Origin of the sequence: Methylobacillus sp. MM3, assembly GCF_001645185.1 — a bacterium.
Lineage (GTDB): Bacteria > Pseudomonadota > Gammaproteobacteria > Burkholderiales > Methylophilaceae > MM2.
The window spans coordinates 115,415-135,084 of sequence record NZ_LXTQ01000050.1 but is presented as its reverse complement, the minus strand read 5'-3'; the positions used below and the strand labels follow the sequence as shown (position 1 = coordinate 135,084).

The window sequence follows — 19,670 nt, the reverse complement described above, 5'->3', positions numbered from 1 at the left end:
TAAGATGAGAGCGGAAATATTTTATCGTCATCGATGAGGTGAATTGCTATGCACCGCCAAGAAATGTCCTGGTTGTTACTGAAGGCTCAAGAAATTGCGAAGGACGTTGTGGCACCGAATGTAGAACAAACGGATAAAGGTGCCTTATGGCCTGAGCCGGGAATGCGGGCACTGCAGCAGGAGGGCTTTGGTGGGTTAGTGATACCAACTGCCTATGGTGGTCAGGGGCATGGATTACTGACGCTGGCCAAGGTTTGCGAAACATTGGGGCAAGAGTGCGCCTCCACAGCAATATGCTTTGGCATGCACTGCGTTGGATCGTCAGTAATCGCTGTAAATGCTACTTCAGATCAGCAGGAGCGCTTTTTGACACCAATATCTGAAGGACGCCATATAACCACTCTTTCCCTGAGCGAGGCAGGTACCGGTGCGCACTTTTATTTGCCCCAAACCGCGTTGGAAGCCATTTCTGCAGAAGAATTCAGTATTACTGGCAGCAAAACCTTTGTTACCAATGGAGGGCATGCCGACTCTTACGTTATTTCTGCCGTGGATGCCTCTCCTGAGGCGCCAATAGGCCAGTTTTCATGCGTCGTGCTACCGGCTGGAGCCGAGGGTATTCACTGGGGAGCGAACTGGGATGGATTAGGCATGCGTGGCAACTCTTCACGTACGATGGAGTTGAGAGGTGTGCGTGTGCCGCGAAGTAACTTGCTAGGCAAGGAGGGGGATCAAATCTGGTACATCTTCAACGTTGTCACCCCGTACTTTTTGATGGCCATGGCCGGAACCTTTTTAGGAGTGGCAACCAGTGCTCTGGATGAAGCGAGGAGGCATTTGATCCGGCGTTATCATACTCACACTGGTTCAAGTCTGGCCCAAACCTCCGTGTTGCAACATCGCCTGGGTTCACTTTGGGCTGTATTGGAACGAACGCGTCGATTGACTTATCATGCCGGCAGTAGTTTTGATGCCGGCGAGCCCGATGCTCTTACTGCCGTCATGGCAGCCAAAGTTGAAGTGGCTGACTGCGTTGTCAGCATAGTTAACGAGGCCATGACCTTATGCGGCGGCATAGGTTATCGCAATGGATCAAAGCTCCATCGTCTTCTGCGCGATGCACGGGCTGCCCACTTGATGTCGCCTACTACTGATATTCTGCGCGTCTGGATTGGTCGGGCTTTGCTGGGTCAGCCGCTTCTTTCGGATTAATGGTCATCTAACGTGGCCAACTCAGCTATGGAATCTCAACCAGACAACGGAATACTGCATCTCGTGGGTGTGGCGCCCGATGTCACAGCAAGATTGCATGAAGAGTTGGATGTGGTGCTGCGTATTGAAACGATGGAAAGTCTCGATACGCTGTATTCTCGATTTCAGGAAGGTCGACGCCCGGCAGATACGGTACTGCTTGGTATGGAAATCGAGGAGCCGGTGCGGATTGCTCAGCGCATCCATACCTACGATAAATATATCCCGATTCTAATATTGAGTCTTCCCGCACGTTGCGCACAACTCAAACGCACCCTCATGTTCAGCCCATTCCTGGGCAATGACGTAATACCTTGGGCAACCTCTGAAATAGACGAGCTTTCTAGTGCGATTCGACATTCAGTCAGCCGCCGTCAGCAGCGTACCCGTTATTTAAATACCATCTCGAGCGCCCAGATCCGGTTGGAGACTTTGCCTTTACTGCAGCCGGAGGCTACGCATTATCTTGATCAGCTATTAGACCATGCACCGATCGGCGTTCTCACTGTCGATCTGAACGGTTCTATTCTGACCCTGAATCGTCAAGCCATGAGTCTTTTGAGGGTCAGCGAACGAAGTGCTCTCGGGCGCCCACTTGAGGAGCAGTTCCCGGATCACGAGCGATTGCACATGAGATCGCTTCTCCAACAAGCGTTGGATGAAATGAATCGGCAAAGGCCGGAGATTTTTGAACTTATCGAGAGCATTTCCGGGTCCATCCGTTTTTTGGAAATTACTCCAGCACCACTTGCATATCGTACCGGGCAACGCGGTGCAATGCTGATTCTGCAGGATGTCACGGATCGGGTGGCAGCAGATCAGCAACGACAGAGGGCTGAAGATGAGTTGCGCTTTTATGCAACGGTCCTGCGTACCTTCCATGAAATAAGTTCAAACCATGAGCTCAGCCTTGGGGATAAGTTGCATCGCCTCTTGAAGCTGGGCTGTGAACAATTCCGGATGCCTATCGCCATACTCTCCCGTATAGATGACCATCTTTTTTGTATACAAGATTCCATCAGTGATCATCCGGCGTTTATGGTTGGAGTCACGAAGGATATTGATCAAACATACTGTAGCGCTACAGTCGATTCAAATGATCCGGTAGCTTTCGAGCATGCAGGGGATAGCGATTGGTGCAGGCATCCAAGTTACAGGGAGCATAAGCTGGAAGCCTATATTGGCGTGCGCGTCTCAGTTGCAAGCGGCCTCTACGGCACCCTGTGTTTCGCCAGCCCAGTGCCCCGTCAGTCGCCTTTCAGTTCCGCCGATTTTGAAATTCTTAAGCTGATGTCCCAGTGGGTAGGCAATGAGCTTCAACGGGAGCGAACCGAGGCTCACATGCGGAAATTATCGGGTGCCTTGGAGCAGGCCGCTGACTCCGTCATGATTACCGATCGCGAGCGTCGCATTGAATATGTCAATCCAGCATTCGAGCAATTGACTGGGTATGACCGCGATGAAGTCATCGGGCAGAAAACGTACTTCCTTCGATCGGGGGTGCACGACGAAGAGTTTTATCAAACGCTGTTGCAGGTTATTGATAATGGCGGTGTTTACCGGGGCGTTCTGGTAAACCGCAAGAAAGACGGCAGCATCTTCCACGAGCAGAAGACTATTGCGCCACTCAAGGATGATTGGGGCGCGATCACTCATTTCATCTCCACGGGACATGACATCACTGATCTGGTAAGGGCCGAAGAGCAAGATCGGCTTCATAAAGCGGAACTGGCCCATGTCGGGCGCTTGAGCGTACTGGGAGAAATGACCTCTGGCTTGGCGCACGAGTTGAATCAGCCGCTATGTGCGATTACCACCTACGCTCAAACATGTTTGCGCATCATTCAAAACAATGAGTACAGCCCGGATGAAATCCGTTACGGCCTGGAGCAGGTCGTACGTCAAGCCGAGCTTGGCGGTGCAATATTTCGTCGTCTTCGAAATTTCGCCAGAAAGGGTGAAATCCGCCAACAACGTGTGAACTTGCAGGATGTAATCCATGAGGTGGCAGGGTTCATACGCGCTGAAGCAGTGCAAAGCCAGGTGCAACTGAAGACGGAAATTGCGCGACAATTGCCCATGGTGATTGCAGATCCGATCCAGATCGAGCAGGTGATGCTGAATCTTGTACGCAATAGCATGGATGCGCTGTCCAATATTGAGGCCGGACAGCGGCGGATCGCTATCAAAGCCGGCCGTTACAAGCGAAACTGGGTTCGCGTGTGCATCATTGACAATGGTCGAGGCTGTTCCCTGGAAATAGTCGATCGCCTCTTTGAGCCATTCTTCACTACAAAGCAAAACGGACTGGGCATTGGACTAGGTATCAGCCAGGGCATTATTGATGCGCACGGAGGAAGGCTTTGGTTGGAGTCGAATTCCGACTCGGGTGCAATGTTCTGTTTCACATTGCCTAGCACAAGGGAGCATGCGTCATGAAAAGCGATCCAAAGAGCCTGTCAACGGTTTTTATTATTGACGATAACTCTGCAGTTCGAGACGCCATCCGCTGGCTAGTGGAGCAAGTTGGCCTGAAAGCTAAAACTTATGCTTCAGCACAAGAGTTTCTCTCGTCTTTTCATCCTGATATGCGAGGCTGCATAGTATTGGATATCCGCATGCCAGGCATGAGTGGAATTGAGCTTCAGGAGAAGCTGTTCCATGGCAACATCCAGTTGCCGGTCATCATCGTAACCGGACACGGTGATGTGCCAATTACTGTCCGAGCGATGAAAGCTGGCGCATTTGAGTTTTTGCAAAAACCGTTCAATGATCAAACGCTGCTTGATGCAATACATGCGGCTCTGGATAAATATTCCGCTCTCTGGCAACAGGAAGAGCGAAGAAATCAAGCTTGCAAGAGCTTGGCAGCGCTGACTCCGCGCGAGCGTGAGGTGCTGGATTTGCTACGCAAAGGAAAGCCCAACAAAGTCATTGCTTCCGAGTTGGGCTTGTCCGTTCGTACTGTAGAGGGTCATCGTGCCAATATTACCGAAAAGATGGGTGTCAAATCGTTGGGGCAACTCATCGAAATGATGCTCAAGTCAGACCCCGAAAACCTGGATAATTGAATGACTTGAAAATAGATTTCATTCCAGGATATTGATTTAACTGCCAAAAGCTTCATACAAGTATTCCCGACACGTAATTTCACCTGCCGCCCCGTAGTTTTCCGGATTTTCCTTACGCTTCCTCATTTGTAGTATCGGTCGTAGACGGTGAGTTTTGTAATGGCCTCTCCCTCCTTCGCGGGCCGCTTCGCAAGATTTGCCGTCTCCCTGATAAAACATATTTGAGGAATTTAAGGAGCCATATCATGCGCAGTCTCGTCTTCGGACATCTTGTATATCTGTATACGCCACTAGGCATACTTGCCACTATTGCCGGGGTATTGTTCGGTGGGCCCTGGGTATGGATAGGTATTGGTATTTTCGGCTTCAATATTGCCATGGATACACTCACCTCGGGGTTGCATACCAAGGGTGCTGCTGTAAACAAGGATGGGCAGCCAGCTGGTTCGGCCACCATTCTTAATCTAATGATGTACTTCCAGCTGGTAAGTTTTATCGTGCTGCAACTGGCTGTGGCATGGCGGGTTTATCAGTATGTTGCAGGCGTTCCCATCGAAACAATGATGTGGAATGGTTATGCCTACCAAAACGGTATCACGGGATGGGAGCTTTATGCCGTCGTCGTAGGTGCAGGTATGCACCAAGGGCTGGGGATCATGTTTGGTCATGAGCTCTCGCACACCAAGGGATTCGGATTCATGATTTCTCGCATGATGATGAGTCTGTCCGGTGTCGCTGCATTTTGCTATGCCCATGTCTACAACCATCACCTGGAACTGGGGCGTGCATGGCTGGGCCCGGAAAACAACAAGATGATGGATGACACAGACCCCGCTACTGCCCCGCGTGGCCGCAGCCTCTACAAGCACTGGGTCATTTCCACTATTGGCCAATCCTACTTCGGCTATAGAACTGAGCAGCGTCGTTTGAAGCGGATGGGGAAATCCTTCCTCTCTTTTTCCAATCGTTGGATTCGCGGTTATCTGATGAGTATTCCCACATTGGCTCTTTTTATCGGGGTCGGTTATCTGGGGGGCGGTCAGAATGGTGCCCTGCTTGGCTTGGGCTGTATTGCAGCTATTTGGGCGATTTCGTCTTTCGAGCTGGAGGCCCTGAATTACATGGAGCACTACGGTTTGATCCGCGTAAAAGGTCAGCCGATCGAGTATCGCCATTCCTGGGACAACGATAATGCCTTCACGAGCTGGGCATTCATCGAAATTGGCCGCCAGGCAGATCACCACGATCGCGGAGAGACTCACTTCTGGGAGTTGACCAGTGTTGGTCAGCCTTCTTCATCCGCAGGCGCTCCGAATGCAATGATCGGTTATTACACGGAGTTCACATTGGCTCTGATTCCTCCGCTGTGGCATGCGGTCTACAAAAAGAAGCTTGCAATCTGGGATCGAGATTTTGCGAGCCCTGAGGAGCGAAAGATTGCGAAAGAAATCAATCGCAAAGTTGGCTATGAGGTTGCTCCCGAAGCAATCCAGGGGCACAAGCTTCAGGTGAGTTACGCAATGTGATTACTCACGCCGATCCCAGTCGGCGTGGTTCGCACCTTCAGGCCATAGATCCATTACCACTTTTAGGAGAGACCCATCATGAACACAGAAGCTATCTGCCCAAACGCCACATTATATGAACGCTTGGGGAAGCGGCCAGGCATCGAGGCAATTGCCACCGACATCTTCAACAATCACATGAAGAATCCGCTCATCAATACTCGCTATGCCAATAGTGACCCCGCTAATGTCATTCGCCTGGTTACTGAGATGTGCTGCGCGGGTTTTGGTGGCCCGGAAACCTATTCCGGCAAGGATATGATTTCGGCACACAAGGGAATGAACATCAACGCGGTCGAGTTTGTTGCCGTTTGCGACGATGTTCTGGCCGCACTCGATATGCACAATGTAGGGAAGCGTGAAAAAGACGAGATTCTCTGCATTCTGTATTCCCTGAAAAACGAAGTCGTTCACCTGTAAATGCACGAAGGGCGCCATTAGGCGCCCTTCGTTGCTTAACACAAGGAGTTTTGCCGTGTTTGGTTTTTTCTCTCGCAAGGGACCGCAGGTTGCGCATATTTCTCCAAGCGGAACTTCCATCGAAGTGGGGCCTGAGGACAATCTATTAAAAGCCGCCCTTGATAAGGGTTTGGCTTGGCCGCATAACTGTCGGGTGGGTAGCTGTGGGCAATGCAAGTGCAGACTAGTCAGCGGTAAGATTAAACCGCTTAATGATTTTAGCTATGTTCTGTCTGGCGAAGAGCTGGAGGCCGGCATGATTTTGGCCTGTCAGACCAGGCTGCGTAGCGAAGTCGAAATTGAGGTTGCACTAGATCAGACAGCAGCGAAATTATCACCACCCAAAAGTATTGGTGGCGTGATCGCCAATGCCCGTCAATTGACTCACGATATTCTTGCAGTGCATATCAAGCTCGATGAATCAATCCCACCTTATCTGGCCGGTCAATATGCTGAGTTGTCCGTCCCGGGGGTTATCGATAAGCCGCGTTCCTATTCCTTTGCGAGTGCTCCTGAAAAAGAATTGCCTGGGCACGTCAGCTTTTACATCCGGCATGTTCCGAATGGTGAGATGACAACATGGCTGCATGCTGAGAATAGAGCGGGGCATCGAGTAAGTGTGACAGGCCCGTATGGCTCTTTCTGGCTGCGGGATTCCAACGCTCCAATGTTATGTATTGCAGGCGGTAGTGGCCTCGCACCGATCAAGGCTCTTCTTGAGCAGGTATCGGAACGTGGTTTTCAACGTCGGGTTGTCTTTGTGTTTGGAGCGCGTACTCGCGATGACCTTTATTGCCTGGATGATATGAGGCGGATCAAGGAGCGGGGAAAAGGGCAATTCGACTTCATACCAGTCTTGTCTCGTGAACCAGAAAGCAGTGACTGGAATGGTTTGCGCGGCAATTGTACTGACATCCTTTCTTACGATGGCTTCGATATACCCAACAGCCATGCTTACTTGTGTGGCCCTCCCGGCATGATCGACAGCGCAATTGATGCACTCGCTCGTGGAGGCATGTCCCAGGAAAACATATTCTTCGACAAATTCTTTGACGCTTCGAATATGCAAGGGGCGCGGGCTTAGGAATTCTGCGATCAGTTGACTATAAGAACCAAACTCACCAAGGAGTGTGCATTATGGTTGTTAATCCGTATTACTCAGAAGATTTGCACGGGCCTCACCAGACATTTGAGCTTGGCGACTTCAAGCTCGAAATGGGAGAAATCATCCGCGGCTGCAAGTTACTTTACAAAACACATGGAAAACTAAATCAAAAGAAAGACAATGCAATCCTCTTTCCTCATATGTGGTCAGGCACCCCGAAGGCCATGGAAGGTTTTATTGGGAAAGGTAGGCCGCTCGATCCAGAGAAGTATTTCATCATTCTTCCCGGGCAATTTGGGAATGGGTTCTCCTCTTCGCCTTCGAATACTCCAACACCCCATGACCGCGGAGCCTTTCCAAAGGTAACGATAGGCGATGATGTTGTTGCTCAACATCGCCTGATTACCGAGCAATTCGGTATTGAGGAATTGCAACTCATCCTGGGTTGGTCAATGGGGGCTCAACAAACATATGAATGGGCAGTCCGTTTTCCAGATATGGTGAAATGCGCAGTTCCATTTGCAGGTACGGCTAGAACGACGCCACATAACTATCTTTGGGTCACGGCTTTTGAGGACGCCTTGAAGTCTGATCCAAATTTCAATGATGGTTTCTTTGAGGATGCTCGCTTATGTCATGTTGGCTTGCGCCGACATTCGCAACTATGGGGTGTAATGGGGCTATGTCAGGAATTTTATAAAAAAGAAACCTGGCGTGATGTGGGCTTTTCCTCCCTGGAGGATTTTCAGCATGGCTTTTGGGATGCGTACTTTCTACCCATGGACCCCAACAATCTCATCTGCATGGGGTGGAAATGGAAGCACGGCGATGTAAGTCGTCATACCTGTGGTGATTTGCGTGCCGCTCTGGGAGGCATCAAGGCAAAAACATATGTTGTTGCATTCACTCACGACATGTTTTTCCCCATGGCGGATTGTGAAGCAGAACAGAAAATGATTCCTGATAGTGAGTTGCGAATCGTCAATAGCTTATGGGCACATTTTGGAATGTTTTGTATGTCTCCTAGTGAAAAGGAGCAGATTGACAAGATACTTTTTGATGCATTGCACGCTTAATGAGAGATATGGTTGTGTCTTGAAAAATAGCGGACCTCAAATGAGGCCCGCTATTTAAATGAGGCTGAAATATATTCGGCCTTCGGTTTTATTGGATCATAAAACTGTCAATGCCCGGCCAGGACAGGCGGCAACAACTTGAAGCACTTTTTCCTCGCTAGCATTTTGAGGTTGGATTACAAATTTCCCATCCTGCACTTTGAATACATCGGGTAGCGACTTAACGCAGTTACCACTATGGCAGCATGCTTTCTCATCCCAAACTACGTCCATCATTCATTCCCTCCGGTCTTGGATAGCTGATTAATGTTCAAAAGGTTCAAAAGCGTTTGTAGCGAATGCATTTTCCGCTTTGTTATTCATATTGCTATGCGCAAAACTACCTGGTCATCGCTATTTCCGGAATGACTGTTCGGAGAATGCGACACCGTTCGCTGAAAGCAAAAAAAAAGCCCTCCAAGTTGGAGGGCTAAAGGAAGAACCTCCTGATGGAGAGATTCTCATGGAGATGTCAGTGAGCGAGTCAGAGCTTGGATCAAGCTCTGACTGCTACCGGAAACTAAAAGGATTTGGAGACGCCAATGACTACGCGGCTGTCGACGATCTGATGGTTGGAGCTGAAGCCATAAAAGTCATGCTCTCCCTTTTTGATGTCGGTGTCGTGGTACCGCAGGTCTACATTGAAGCCGAATATCTTGCGACTGACACCGGCGTTCCAGTGCCACCAGTTCAATTCTTCCTTGCCATTACCATCCAGGTCGAGCCGCGGCCCGTTGTTGTCAAAAAATTGATAACCCACGCCGCCGGAGACAGTGAAACCATGCGGCAGTGACCAACTGGGGTGGACGGCAATGTTGTGAGATTGCAGGTCTTTCACGCCGAACCAGTCGGTGATGGTGGGTGAGTACTCCAGCTTGAGGTTGAGCGGACCGAACTGTTTGTCTATGTAATTGAACATCTCCAAATAATTGGAATCGCGGCTCCCCGGATAAATGTATTGGAACAGCATTCCGTTGTAGTTGATGCCGGTGCCCCCGATGTCCTTGACGGAATAGCCTGCATACGGGCCCCACAGCGCATTGATCTGGGGGTTGTTTCCATCCGCATCATCCCCCGGGAAAAGGTTGTTGGCGCCGTAATAGCCAAGATAGACGCCATTGGGATGTGTCCAGGTGATGGCTACCTTGATGGATGGGATTTTGCCGTCATTGGTTTCGGATTCGCCACGGAATACATAATCCGAAGCCAGTTCGACCCAGGTGCTGAATTTGCCGCCTAGTACGGTTTCCCGGTCCAGATATTCGATGAAACTATTGGATTCCTTGGCTGCTTTTGCAGGACCAACTTCGGCGTAGCCGGATTCGGCAGTGTCCGGTTGAGCCTCATTCGCCCAGCTGTTTGGGGCTGCCAGTACGGCTAGAGACAATGCTGGCAGCATTTTAATAATTTGCGAATGCCGGATCATTTTACTAACTCCTTCTCAAATGAGGCTTGATGTACAGGGCGGCAGGTGGTCGCTTCCGAAGGGACCATCCTGTCGGTCAGCTCCAGCTTGGGCGGTTTTACATAGGAAGCCGGCGGGTTCACGGATGGATATGTCACCGTTAGCTCGCCCGGAACCTCCTGGCTGTCGGCGTTTTTGACGCCGCGCTTGGTGTTGTAGGGGTCGGTAAATACCCCGTAATTGCCGGGTTGCATTTTGTAAGTCACGGTCTTGGTGCCGACGCCTGCGTTCGCAAGATACTTGGTGGCGTCATTCCAGTCGCGGCCGTCCAGATTGCTGAAGAACTTGATATCCACAAGCACCGAATCGCACAAGGGAGTGACTTCTTCATATTGAGTGGGCCATCCGGAGCCGCCGGTAGTCTGTGGATAGCGCCCCCAGTCCCCGCCCTTCAGCGGGCATGCGCCACCGCCGCCAAATACCGCGCGGTTGGGATGATGGACGCCATAGATAGGCAAGCCGACCGCTTTACCCAGTTTTCCATTCTCCAGATGGAAGCGCGGTTGGCTGGTGACCTTGGTCTTCAGCTTTTTGTTCTTTATGGAATCGTAATAGGCGCCTTCCGGACGGACGTAGCGGTGGTCTGTGTTGTCCTTGTTGTCGTAAACCGCGGTGACGAAAAGATAGGGTTTATTGAAGAATGGCCGCTCGACAAGGTAGTACTCGACGTTGGTTTTGCTGGCATCCACGGCTTCCCATTTGACATGGAGGTTGTCTTTGCCTTTCTGGCCGACATTGACCCACGAGCGAGCGTCCGGCAGAGGATTCAGCCGGAGTACCTTGGTGTAGTTTTCCTTAACATCCAGGCCTGCGCGCTTGCCCAGCGGCCCGATCTGATTCGCCCCGGGCTGGTTGAAAGCGAAATTCATCGCCTGCTGGGCATAGGGGTAATCATTCTCGGACATCGTGCAGTACCAGTTGGCCAGGTCGATGGGTGCGTGGCCGGCATATTTCTGCTGGTATTTGGGGTGGTTGATTGGCAGATCGATATAGTTGAGCTTGCCGTCCTTGGATAGTTTTTCGTCCGGATATTTATAGCCGGACCAGCTTTCCTGCGGAAGGAAGGAGCTGTAGTTCTGCGTAATGAGGTCCTGGTTTTCCTTGGCCAGCAGATCGGCATTTTCCGACAGGCCGGTAGCACCTTTTTTCAGGTACTCGCGCACCGTGCCATTTTCCTGCACACGCCATAAGCCATGTTTTCCTTCGCCTATCATGGTGAACACCTGCTCGGCCACCGTGACGAAGCGGTAGGTCGAGTTGGTGTTCATGTAGCCGATGTAGAACGGCAGATGCGGAATCTGCGAGTGCGTCTTGTTGGGGCGGCCGATCCCCAGCAGTTCCTTCTGTTTGTCGTCGGCCTTGATGTTCTGGTCGCTGGTATAAAAAAACGGATCGCCTTGGGTCAGATCAGTTAGATCCATGCGATCACCCGCGTGGGCTTCCGCAGCTGGAAGTGCCAGCGCAACACAAAACGGAAAAACATGAGCCAATGAGAATTTCTTCATTCCCCTTCTCCCTCAAGAATCTATGCATTCAAGCAGGTCCTTGAATTGATGCCTTCAAGTTCCCGCTTCTGTTTTCAGAACAGCTTGCGCTGACCGCAAGCCCAGGCCAGGCCCGATTGATCGGTGGAGAAAGTGATCGTCGATCCCTTGGGAAAGAACATGACATCGCCTGGTACACCCTTGACCTTCTGGGTACCATCGGAGAAAAAGATGTGGCCGTCGAGGATCATCTTGGTGTCGTCATAGTCGTAGGTGTAAACGAGCGGTTTGCCCTTTTCTATCCTGAACATGCCGCAGGCAATCGGCGCCTTGGAGTCGGAAGAGGCGACGACATCTTCAAAATAAGCGTTCACTCCGGGTTCATTCATCGAGGCAATAGGCATGCGCTGAACGTTCTTGAATATCTGTAGTTTCTTGCTGCCTGCTGGAACCTGCACTCCATGCGCCATGACCGAGGCGGGAACGGCAATCGCCGTGGCCAATAAAACTCCAATCAAACGAGATGTTTTCATTACGAAACTCCTTAAATATTGATAAATATATTTGTATTCAATGGCATAAATGAAATTTATAGCCTGTCAATGATTCCCTGTATGCAACTCATTTGAATATATTGAACACAGTTGGATTTATATTCCTGCGTAAATTCCGTGTCAAGTAAAATGTTACTCATAGAGTAATATTTTTATGTTATAGGAGGCGGGTGTAATATCCTCGGGCGCAAACGAGAGATTGGGGGAATGCCCCCATGGCCCTGCTTGATGGGGTGAGGCGCAATCATCTGGGTCAAAATTTATGAAGAAGAATGGTTTTGCCGATCGCCTCAAGGCGCTGTTGAAGCAGAAGCAGCTGACGCTGGCGCAAGTGGCCAAAGGTGTGGGCACTTCGGTCCCTTCCGTCCATCGCTGGTCCAACGGTGGGGAGATCGAATACGAAAATCTGCGTGCGCTGGCCGATTTTCTTGAGGTGAACTGGATCTGGTTGCGTTATGGCGATGATGCCCTTGCCAGCGCGCAGGAGGCATTGCCTGATAACGGCGCGATGTCTGATTTGCGGCGCGAATATCTCGGTCAGATCATGGAAAGCGAGGCTCGCATGAAGGCCGCGCTGGAAATGGCGCGAATCGTTAACTGGGAATGGAATGTTCTGACTGGAGGGCTTAACTTCACGCCGAATGCAGAGGATGTGTTCGGGCAGCCTCCAGAGGAATTGCGAAGACAGTTGGTTCCCTTCGAAACGCTGAAGTTGGAAGACTTGATCAAGCAGTTCGGTGGAGATCAGCCATATAACTGGGATTTCAGTCTACAAACTCCAGGAGGCGGGGCTGAGCGCTGGTTTGCCTCACGAGGAAAATTGGTGTTCGATTCCTTGCAGCGACCACTCAAGGTGGTTGCAGTCAGCACGGATATCACCGCGCGCAAACAAGCGGAGCAGGCGCTGGAACGCAGCGAATACATGCTGCGCAAAATAATCGAGACCATACCGGTAGGGCTGTGGGCTTCCGATGAGCAAGGGCGCATTTGCCTTGCCAACCCCGAGGTCGAGCGTATCTGGGGCGGAGCGAAATTCGTCGGGCTTGAGCATTACGATGAATATAAAGGATGGTGGGAAGAATCCGGCAAAGAGGTCGGGCACGATGGTTGGACGTTGGCCCGCGCGGTTCAGGAAGGCGAGACGAGCCAGGCGGAAGTAGTCAATATTGAAGCGTTTGATGGCGAACGGCGCACCATCATCATGTATGCCACTCCGCTGATGGATGCTCAGAATCGTATTATCGGAGCGATCGAAGTGAATCAGGACATCACCTCCCTCAAGCAAACCGAGAGATCGCTCCAGCAAAGCCTCGAACAATTGGAATTGTTGTTTGAGCAACCTCTCTTCGGAGTGGTCTATTTTGATGCGGAAAATAAAATAGTGCGTGTCAATCAGCGTCTTGGGTCGCTGGTGGAGCGCATGCCGGATTTGCTGGTAGGGCAGCCGATTGAAAGGCTATTCGATGAGGCAACAAACCAGAAACTGCACTCCACAATCGCAACCTGGCAGGATGGTGCGCTGTCTTCATTCAAAATGAAAGGCAGGCTTAATGTTGAGGCAGAAGGAAGCGTTGAAATTTATCTGATTCATGATGCCCGAGGAAGCGAGCCCATGACGATTGCATTTGTAATATGAACATCTCTGGGTAGTTTGTGAGCCACTTACAGACCTGTATCTCCGTTAGAGCAAATTGTACGATCGCCGCTTTCCAGAAGGCGCCTTCTTGCTATGATCCCCAAGCGATCCAGATGCTGCCACTGCCATCAGGCGGCGAAACTTAGGGCACTCCATGTGATGTGGCGCCGGGCAATCAGCGGCATGCCTTAATCCATCACGAACGGCACTCAACTTACGGATTGTACTATCCAGTTCATCCGCCTTGCTGGTAAGCAGCTTTCGGTCGATTTGCGGCCGCCCCTCGGACACCAACATGCCCGCGATCTCATCCAGCGAAAAGCCTGCAGCACGTCCCAGTGCAATAAGGGCAAGCTGTTCCAACACTTGGGGCGCGAACAGACGACGCAGACCCCGTCTGCCAACAGATTGTATTAAGCCCTTGCTCTCGTAAAAACGTAGCGTCGAAGCTGGGACGCCCGACAGCCTTGCTACTTCGACAATGTCCATACTACCTCTTGACTTAAAGTTGACTTCAAGTTGTACGCTACCACCAAGATCAAATGAAGACAAACGGGAAGGGACTATGGATTACCTTGCAAGCATATTAATTATCGGGCTGGGAGCTACAGCAGTAATGGATTTGTGGGGATTCATCCGCAAACAGGTGCTGGGCATTGCAGCCCCAGACTACAGGCTAGTGGGCCGCTGGATTGGGTATATGGCGCACGGGCGTTTTCGTCACGAGTCCATCACGGCTTCGCCCCCTGTCACGCGAGAAGGGCAGATCGGATGGATTGCACATTATCTGATCGGAATTGGATTTGCTGCCGTGCTGATAGGAACGTGGGGGCTCGCATGGGCTAAACAACCAACGCTTGGTCCCGCATTCGCCGTAGGTATTGGCACCGTTGCTGCTCCCTTCTTGCTAATGCAGCCAGGCATGGGAGCGGGCATTGCTGCCTCTCGCACCCCACGCCCCAACGCTGCCCGAATTCAGAGCCTCATCACGCACGGGATGTTCGGCCTTGGCCTTTATATAGCCGGCTGGCTGACAAAACTCATGTACTGGGCATGAACGCGATCTACATCAGATGAGTTCATTTCAATTGCAAACATACTAGGAGAATCCATGCATATTCCTGCTCGTTTCGCACCTATCATTTTCAGCGCCTTACTCTCGGCCATTATGGTCTGCATTGTTTCAGCTTTCGTGCTTGTTACGTCGCAAGGAGTACACCCCGGGATACTCGAGCAATGGTTGAAAAGCTGTTTAACGACCTGGCCGATTGCTTTTCCGACGGTGGCTCTAGTGGCGCCTTGGGTGCGGCGAATCGTCGAACGTATAACCGTTTAGTCTTGGGCTAACCACTCAATCGAGGTCAGGACCGCAGCTTCGGGAATTCAGGACATCATACAAATGCATGAATTCGGTATCAATGAAGACGGATATCTGTGCAGTGTCTGAGCTCATGGCAGAAAAATTTCTGTCCTACGTTAGAGCGGGGATAATGCTGATAGTGGCTTGACGTGCACGTTTAGCAGCGGATGTGCTGTTATGTTCCTGCATTTGCAGTCAAGCCTAAGACCTAACGTTGCTAACAAATTTCTTTGCATTATGCGAACCTTCTTAGAGCTCATTACACAATACGGCTTGCTTGTCATTTTTGCCAACGTGCTATTCGAGCAAGGCGGCTTGCCATTCCCGGCATATCCTATGCTGCTTGTGACCGGAGCACTCGTCAGTCAAGGCCATTTCTCAGCAGTTAGCCTAGTAGTCATTGCAACTCTAGCGGCGCTAATAGCTGACACCTGCTGGTACTTCGCGGGCCGACATTATGGTCGACGTATCATGGGAAAACTATGCCGCATTTCACTATCACCTGACTCGTGTATTAAGCAGACAGAAGCGCTCTACTTACGCATCGGGCCTTCTTCACTGCTGTTCTGTAAGTTCGTGCCTGGTTTCGCCTCGATTTCGAGTGCCCTCGCCGGCTCAACCGGCACACCTCTTCTCCAATTTCTCATCTTGGACGGACTAGGGGCCGCGCTATGGGCCGGGTCTGCCGTTGCTTTGGGCATGCTATTCAGCAATGCCATAGATCAATTGCTCGAAACGCTTGCCGCTATGGGCAAGTGGGGCGGTTTGCTGATCCTGACGGGACTCGTGGCGTTTATCGCAAGCAAGTGGTGGGAGCGTCATAGATTCCTGCGGGAGCTGCGCATGTCTCGTATCAGTGTAGAGGAGCTTAAACAATTGCAGGAGAGTGGCCAATCGCCTGTAATCATCGATACGCGAGCGCCCCATCTGATTGAAAGCGGTTGGATTCCTGGAGCGCGCTTCGTTTCCTTAGACAAGGTGGACGAACTCGAGGAGATAAGCCCGGAAACACCGGTAATACTCTATTGCTCTTGCCCGAATGAAGTTACCGCCGCACAAGTCGCTCAGGCATTGATCAAGCGTGGTTACACGAACGTTAGACCTTTGCACGGTGGAATCGATGCTTGGATTGAAGCTGGATTCAAGGTAGACACATGAAGTGTCTAATAAAGTCTTGAGCGTGAAAAAGCTGCGAACTGCTCCATCCACTACCGATAACTTGCTCATCAATATACCTCTAGTAATCGTAGAGGCTATGCTCATGACGATTGTGGTTTTTCCTGTGCCTGCCCATTCAGCAAATAACACAAATTCAAGCTAATACTAGGTTTTATGCGAGTTATGTGGACTTTGTTGTTGTTAGACTGCTTTGGAGTGTGGAGGCAAGGAGGATCGAACTCCCGACCTTCGCATTGCAATTCTTACGCTACCTTAGCTTACTCAGTATTTCGGGTTACGGTCAAAGTTACCGTCACACCTTCATGGCTTGTCACCGAGGTTTGATGATTTCTTAAACTAAATGCGCTCATTACAGATGAAGGGCCTTGCAGGGCAAGGCCCTTTGGTCAACAAAGGTATTACTTTATTTCAGTAATCTTCTTAAGGTTGCTCAACCCACCTTTATAGACATTTGTTATTGCGGTTAGAGCATCATCACTGGCTTTTTGGGTTGAATCTTTGCCATCAAATTTACCGCTCCAAGTAACCTTGGATGAAGTGGCATTCAGAGGTTTAACGATAATCGTTGAATGATAGTCAGTAACTGGCAACACACCTTCAATTATCCTATAGCTATAGGATTGCTGTTTAGAGCTGTAAGCTTCCAGCTCCTCTTTAATTGTTCCATTATCTTGAAGAGTCAGTAAACGAACTGCCCCCTTCTCATTATTCTTACCTGCAACTATCTCAGTTGTTTTGACTGCTGGATGCCAAGCACCCAGATCACCAAAATTGTTTATTTTCGACCATACCGCATCTGCGGGAGCATTAATCTCAATAGCTTCATCAACCTTCAATTTTCCTTCTGCATGAACTGCATACGGCACCATAGCGACTGCAAAAGCAAAGGGAACAAGTAAAGCTTTCATTTTCTTCTCCTAAAAAACGTACTAGTTAGTACGCATGAAAAATCATACTAACTAGTACGTACGATTTTTGCAATCAACTTTTCTTTGTGGGGGAATTTGTAGTTGAAGGCAATCGAATAAAACAAAACCCGCTTCGGCGGGTTATGCATTATTAGGGGTGAGGTGTCAGGCGATTTTGCATGACATCAGAAATGACATCAGCTCTAGATGCCACCAGATGGATGGCATCGCTAGAACCCGCATGAATGGTGGACCGGATGAGGATCGAACTCACGACCTTCGCATTGCGAACGCGACGCTCTCCCAGCTGAGCTACCGGCCCATAGAGGTGACGCCTGAATTATACTGCAAACCATTGCGTATAAAACCAACAGGATAGCCTGAAAAAATGAAGAGTCTCATGGGGAAGATTGGCTGGTTGACCGTGGCGTTGCTCGGGGCGTCGGCGGTGGGAGGGATTGCCCTTAACCGCGGCGAGAGCATCAATGCCATCTGGTTCATTACGGCGGCGGCGTGCGTTTTTGCAATTGCCTACCGTTTTTATGCGGCGTGGATTGCGGCGAAAGTGCTGGTACTGGATGAAACGCGTGCGACGCCTGCGGAGCGCTTCGATAACGGGCGCGATTTCGTGCCGACCAATAAATGGATCGTTTTCGGACATCATTTTGCGGCGATTGCCGGGCCGGGGCCGCTGATCGGGCCGACGCTGGCGGCGCAGTTCGGTTATCTGCCCGGCACCTTGTGGATACTGGTCGGTGCAGTGCTAGGCGGTTGTGTTCAGGACATGGTGACGCTGTTTTTTTCCATGCGACGAGACGGGCGCAGTCTGGGGCAGATGGCGCGGGACGAGCTGGGGCCGGTGGGCGGATTTGCGGCGCTGATCGGCACATTTGCCATCATGATCATCCTGATCGCGGTGCTGGGCCTGGTGGTGGTGAATGCGATGAAACACAGCCCGTGGGCGACTTCCACGGTGGCGGCGACGATTCCCATTGCAATGATTGTCGGCCTGTACATGCGCAATATTCGCCCCGGGCGAGTGCTGGAAGGCTCGCTGCTTGGGGTTATCCTGTTGCTGTTGGCGGTGGTCAGCGGCGGTTGGGTGGATCACAACGCCACGCTGCGCGCGTTGTTCGATCATGAAGGCCTCCCGCTTGCCTGGGGCGTGATTGCCTACGGCTTCGCGGCGGCGATTTTACCGGTATGGCTGCTGCTGGCGCCGCGCGATTACCTTTCCACGTTCATGAAATTGGGTACGGTGATTTTGCTCGCCATCGCCATCGCCATTCTCCAGCCCGAGATCAAAATGCCGGCGCTGACGCAGTTTATCGACGGCACCGGGCCGATTTTCGGCGGCACGCTATTCCCGTTTGTGTTCATCACCATCGCCTGCGGTGCAATTTCCGGCTTCCATGCGTTGATCGCTTCCGGCACGACGCCCAAACTGCTCGCCAACGAGCGCGACATTCGCATGATCGGCTACGGCGGCATGGCGCTGGAATCCTTTGTCGCCATCATGGCGCTGATTGCGGCCACGGTGCTGGAGCCCGGCGTTTACTTCGCCATCAACAGCCCCGCTGGCATTGTCGGCAAGGAGGCCGCCGCGGCGGTGGCGACGATATCTTCGTGGGGTTTTCCGGTGTCGGTAGAGCAGATGAACGCGCTGGCGCGTCAGATGGGCGAAACCACGCTGTTCGCACGCACCGGCGGTGCGCCGTCGCTGGCGGTGGGCATGGCGAGTATTTTTGGCAATGCGTTCGGCAACGGCATGCTGGCTTTGTGGTATCACTTTGCGATCATGTTCGAGGCGGTGTTCATTCTGACCACGCTGGATGCCGGTACGCGCGTCGGTCGCTTCATGCTGCAGGATATGCTGGGTAATTTCTGGCCGAAGCTGGGGCAAACCTCGTGGATGCCTTCGGTGATCCTGACCAGCGGTATCGTGGTCGGCGCCTGGGGGTATTTCCTGTATATCGGCGTGATCGACCCCAATGGCGGCGTCAATCTGCTGTGGCCGTTGTTCGGCATTGCCAACCAGATGTTGGCTGCGATTGCGTTGTGCGTCGGCACCGGCATCCTGATTAAATCCGGCAAGCTGAAACATGCATGGATTACCGGCGTGCCGTTGGCCTGGCTGGTGCTGGTGACGACTGCGGCGGCATGGGAAAAGATATTCAGCAGCGATATTCGCGTCGGCTTCCTCGCGGCCGCCAACAACATGGCAGCCAAACTGGCAGCCGGCGTGTTGCCGCCGGAAAAAGCCGCCGTCGCGCCGCAATTGATCTTCAATCAGCATCTGGACGCCTGGCTGACGATGTTTTTCATCGTCGTGCTGTGGGTGATCGTATTCGACATGCTGCGTGTGAGTGCGCGCCATATCGCCGGAAAACCAGTGCGGCCGCTGACTGAGTCGCCGCACATTCCGAGCCGCCTGGTCGAGGATTACGTGCGCGATTAATCAATATACGGCGGCGCAGTCCTGCAAAACAACATCAAGAAAATATTCAACAACAATAAG

At 51.5% G+C, this 19,670-nt stretch carries 18 protein-coding genes and 1 tRNA gene; 12 read left to right on the top strand and 7 right to left on the bottom strand.

The window, feature by feature from the left end; translation table 11 throughout:
• Positions 1–48 precede the first annotated feature (48 nt).
• The 7 genes from A7976_RS12565 (at position 49) to A7976_RS12535 (ending at position 8,527) form a co-directional block, all read left to right on the top strand.
• The gene (locus A7976_RS12565; protein ID WP_067112449.1) at positions 49–1,212 is read left to right on the top strand and encodes an acyl-CoA dehydrogenase family protein; all 1,164 of its coding nucleotides are present in this window, start codon (positions 49–51) and stop codon (positions 1,210–1,212) included.
• A gap of 27 nt (positions 1,213–1,239) precedes the next feature.
• Positions 1,240–3,690, top strand: coding sequence for a PAS domain S-box protein (locus tag A7976_RS12560; protein WP_067112446.1), 2,451 nt, complete (start codon positions 1,240–1,242; stop codon positions 3,688–3,690).
• Positions 3,687–4,322 carry a response regulator transcription factor gene (locus A7976_RS12555; protein ID WP_067112443.1) on the top strand — a complete coding sequence of 212 codons (636 nt, stop codon included), beginning with the start codon at positions 3,687–3,689 and terminating at the stop codon, positions 4,320–4,322. The genes A7976_RS12560 and A7976_RS12555 overlap by 4 nt, the downstream gene beginning before the upstream one ends.
• 245 nt (positions 4,323–4,567) lie before the next feature.
• Positions 4,568–5,848, top strand: a complete 1,281-nt coding sequence (locus A7976_RS12550) for a fatty acid desaturase (protein WP_205633520.1) — start codon at positions 4,568–4,570, stop codon at positions 5,846–5,848.
• 78 nt (positions 5,849–5,926) lie between these two features.
• Positions 5,927–6,307 carry a group 1 truncated hemoglobin gene (locus tag A7976_RS12545; protein ID WP_067112440.1) on the top strand — a complete coding sequence of 127 codons (381 nt, stop codon included), beginning with the start codon at positions 5,927–5,929 and terminating at the stop codon, positions 6,305–6,307.
• Between the two features lie 55 nt (positions 6,308–6,362).
• Positions 6,363–7,430, top strand: coding sequence for an NADH:ubiquinone reductase (Na(+)-transporting) subunit F (locus tag A7976_RS12540; protein ID WP_067112437.1), 1,068 nt, complete (start codon positions 6,363–6,365; stop codon positions 7,428–7,430).
• Positions 7,431–7,483: 53 nt separating this feature from the next.
• Positions 7,484–8,527 (top strand): alpha/beta fold hydrolase, encoded by a 1,044-nt coding sequence (locus A7976_RS12535; RefSeq protein ID WP_067112433.1) that lies wholly within the window; start codon positions 7,484–7,486, stop codon positions 8,525–8,527.
• A 96-nt stretch (positions 8,528–8,623) separates the two neighbouring features.
• Here the strand turns inward: A7976_RS12535 and A7976_RS14895 are convergent, their stop codons facing one another.
• The 4 genes from A7976_RS14895 to A7976_RS12520 form a co-directional block, all read right to left on the bottom strand.
• Entirely contained in the window at positions 8,624–8,803 is a 180-nt protein-coding gene (locus A7976_RS14895) for a (4Fe-4S)-binding protein (protein WP_240483875.1), read from the bottom strand.
• A 283-nt stretch (positions 8,804–9,086) separates the two neighbouring features.
• Complete coding sequence (locus A7976_RS12530; RefSeq protein ID WP_082878126.1) at positions 9,087–9,992, bottom strand: TorF family putative porin; 906 nt, start codon at positions 9,990–9,992, stop codon at positions 9,087–9,089.
• Positions 9,989–11,452 (bottom strand): hypothetical protein, encoded by a 1,464-nt coding sequence (locus A7976_RS12525; RefSeq protein WP_205633519.1) that lies wholly within the window; start codon positions 11,450–11,452, stop codon positions 9,989–9,991. The genes A7976_RS12530 and A7976_RS12525 overlap by 4 nt, the downstream gene beginning before the upstream one ends.
• Positions 11,453–11,610: 158 nt before the next feature.
• On the bottom strand, positions 11,611–12,048 hold the full coding sequence (locus A7976_RS12520) for an ethanolamine utilization protein (RefSeq protein ID WP_088178434.1): 438 nt from the start codon (positions 12,046–12,048) through the stop codon (positions 11,611–11,613).
• A gap of 283 nt (positions 12,049–12,331) precedes the next feature.
• On the opposite strand from A7976_RS12520, the gene A7976_RS12515 reads away from it, so the two are divergent.
• On the top strand, positions 12,332–13,705 hold the full coding sequence (locus tag A7976_RS12515) for a PAS domain S-box protein (RefSeq protein WP_067112427.1): 1,374 nt from the start codon (positions 12,332–12,334) through the stop codon (positions 13,703–13,705).
• Positions 13,706–13,750: 45 nt separating this feature from the next.
• Here the strand turns inward: A7976_RS12515 and A7976_RS12510 are convergent, their stop codons facing one another.
• Positions 13,751–14,194 (bottom strand): helix-turn-helix domain-containing protein, encoded by a 444-nt coding sequence (locus tag A7976_RS12510; protein WP_067112422.1) that lies wholly within the window; start codon positions 14,192–14,194, stop codon positions 13,751–13,753.
• A gap of 76 nt (positions 14,195–14,270) precedes the next feature.
• Here A7976_RS12510 and A7976_RS12505 point away from each other — a divergent pair, with 76 nt between their 5' ends.
• From A7976_RS12505 to A7976_RS12500, 3 genes are all read left to right on the top strand, one after another.
• The gene (locus tag A7976_RS12505) at positions 14,271–14,762 is read left to right on the top strand and encodes a DUF2938 domain-containing protein (RefSeq protein WP_067112419.1); all 492 of its coding nucleotides are present in this window, start codon (positions 14,271–14,273) and stop codon (positions 14,760–14,762) included.
• Positions 14,763–14,816: 54 nt separating this feature from the next.
• Positions 14,817–15,041, top strand: a complete 225-nt coding sequence (locus tag A7976_RS15485) for a DUF2798 domain-containing protein (protein ID WP_205633518.1) — start codon at positions 14,817–14,819, stop codon at positions 15,039–15,041.
• A 201-nt stretch (positions 15,042–15,242) separates the two neighbouring features.
• Complete coding sequence (locus A7976_RS12500) at positions 15,243–16,223, top strand: rhodanese-like domain-containing protein (protein ID WP_371440620.1); 981 nt, start codon at positions 15,243–15,245, stop codon at positions 16,221–16,223.
• Positions 16,224–16,642: 419 nt separating this feature from the next.
• Here the strand turns inward: A7976_RS12500 and A7976_RS12495 are convergent, their stop codons facing one another.
• Positions 16,643–17,152: an SRPBCC family protein gene (locus A7976_RS12495; protein ID WP_067112416.1), complete on the bottom strand. Its 510-nt coding sequence runs from the start codon at positions 17,150–17,152 to the stop codon at positions 16,643–16,645.
• 246 nt (positions 17,153–17,398) lie between these two features.
• Positions 17,399–17,474: transfer RNA gene (locus tag A7976_RS12490), tRNA-Ala, on the bottom strand.
• Between the two features lie 66 nt (positions 17,475–17,540).
• Here A7976_RS12490 and A7976_RS12485 point away from each other — a divergent pair.
• Positions 17,541–19,610, top strand: a complete 2,070-nt coding sequence (locus A7976_RS12485) for a carbon starvation CstA family protein (protein ID WP_067112413.1) — start codon at positions 17,541–17,543, stop codon at positions 19,608–19,610.
• The last annotated feature ends 60 nt before the right edge of the window (positions 19,611–19,670 follow it).

What these genes read in the sequence shown, in the direction of transcription:
- A7976_RS12500 (WP_371440620.1), top strand. Translation starts at nt 15,243, where the DNA reads ATGTTCCTGCATTTGCAGTCAAGCCTAAGACCTAACGTTGCTAACAAA.
- A7976_RS15485 (WP_205633518.1), top strand. Translation starts at nt 14,817, where the DNA reads ATGCATATTCCTGCTCGTTTCGCACCTATCATTTTCAGCGCCTTACTC.
- A7976_RS12535 (WP_067112433.1), top strand. Translation starts at nt 7,484, where the DNA reads ATGGTTGTTAATCCGTATTACTCAGAAGATTTGCACGGGCCTCACCAG.
- A7976_RS12515 (WP_067112427.1), top strand. Translation starts at nt 12,332, where the DNA reads ATGAAGAAGAATGGTTTTGCCGATCGCCTCAAGGCGCTGTTGAAGCAG.
- A7976_RS12520 (WP_088178434.1), bottom strand. Translation starts at nt 12,048, where the DNA reads ATGAAAACATCTCGTTTGATTGGAGTTTTATTGGCCACGGCGATTGCC.
- A7976_RS12555 (WP_067112443.1), top strand. Translation starts at nt 3,687, where the DNA reads ATGAAAAGCGATCCAAAGAGCCTGTCAACGGTTTTTATTATTGACGAT.
- A7976_RS12510 (WP_067112422.1), bottom strand. Translation starts at nt 14,194, where the DNA reads ATGGACATTGTCGAAGTAGCAAGGCTGTCGGGCGTCCCAGCTTCGACG.
- A7976_RS12545 (WP_067112440.1), top strand. Translation starts at nt 5,927, where the DNA reads ATGAACACAGAAGCTATCTGCCCAAACGCCACATTATATGAACGCTTG.
- A7976_RS12565 (WP_067112449.1), top strand. Translation starts at nt 49, where the DNA reads ATGCACCGCCAAGAAATGTCCTGGTTGTTACTGAAGGCTCAAGAAATT.
- A7976_RS12495 (WP_067112416.1), bottom strand. Translation starts at nt 17,152, where the DNA reads ATGAAAGCTTTACTTGTTCCCTTTGCTTTTGCAGTCGCTATGGTGCCG.
- A7976_RS12530 (WP_082878126.1), bottom strand. Translation starts at nt 9,992, where the DNA reads ATGATCCGGCATTCGCAAATTATTAAAATGCTGCCAGCATTGTCTCTA.
- A7976_RS12525 (WP_205633519.1), bottom strand. Translation starts at nt 11,452, where the DNA reads ATGGATCTAACTGATCTGACCCAAGGCGATCCGTTTTTTTATACCAGC.
- A7976_RS12485 (WP_067112413.1), top strand. Translation starts at nt 17,541, where the DNA reads ATGAAGAGTCTCATGGGGAAGATTGGCTGGTTGACCGTGGCGTTGCTC.
- A7976_RS12560 (WP_067112446.1), top strand. Translation starts at nt 1,240, where the DNA reads ATGGAATCTCAACCAGACAACGGAATACTGCATCTCGTGGGTGTGGCG.
- A7976_RS14895 (WP_240483875.1), bottom strand. Translation starts at nt 8,803, where the DNA reads ATGATGGACGTAGTTTGGGATGAGAAAGCATGCTGCCATAGTGGTAAC.
- A7976_RS12550 (WP_205633520.1), top strand. Translation starts at nt 4,568, where the DNA reads ATGCGCAGTCTCGTCTTCGGACATCTTGTATATCTGTATACGCCACTA.
- A7976_RS12505 (WP_067112419.1), top strand. Translation starts at nt 14,271, where the DNA reads ATGGATTACCTTGCAAGCATATTAATTATCGGGCTGGGAGCTACAGCA.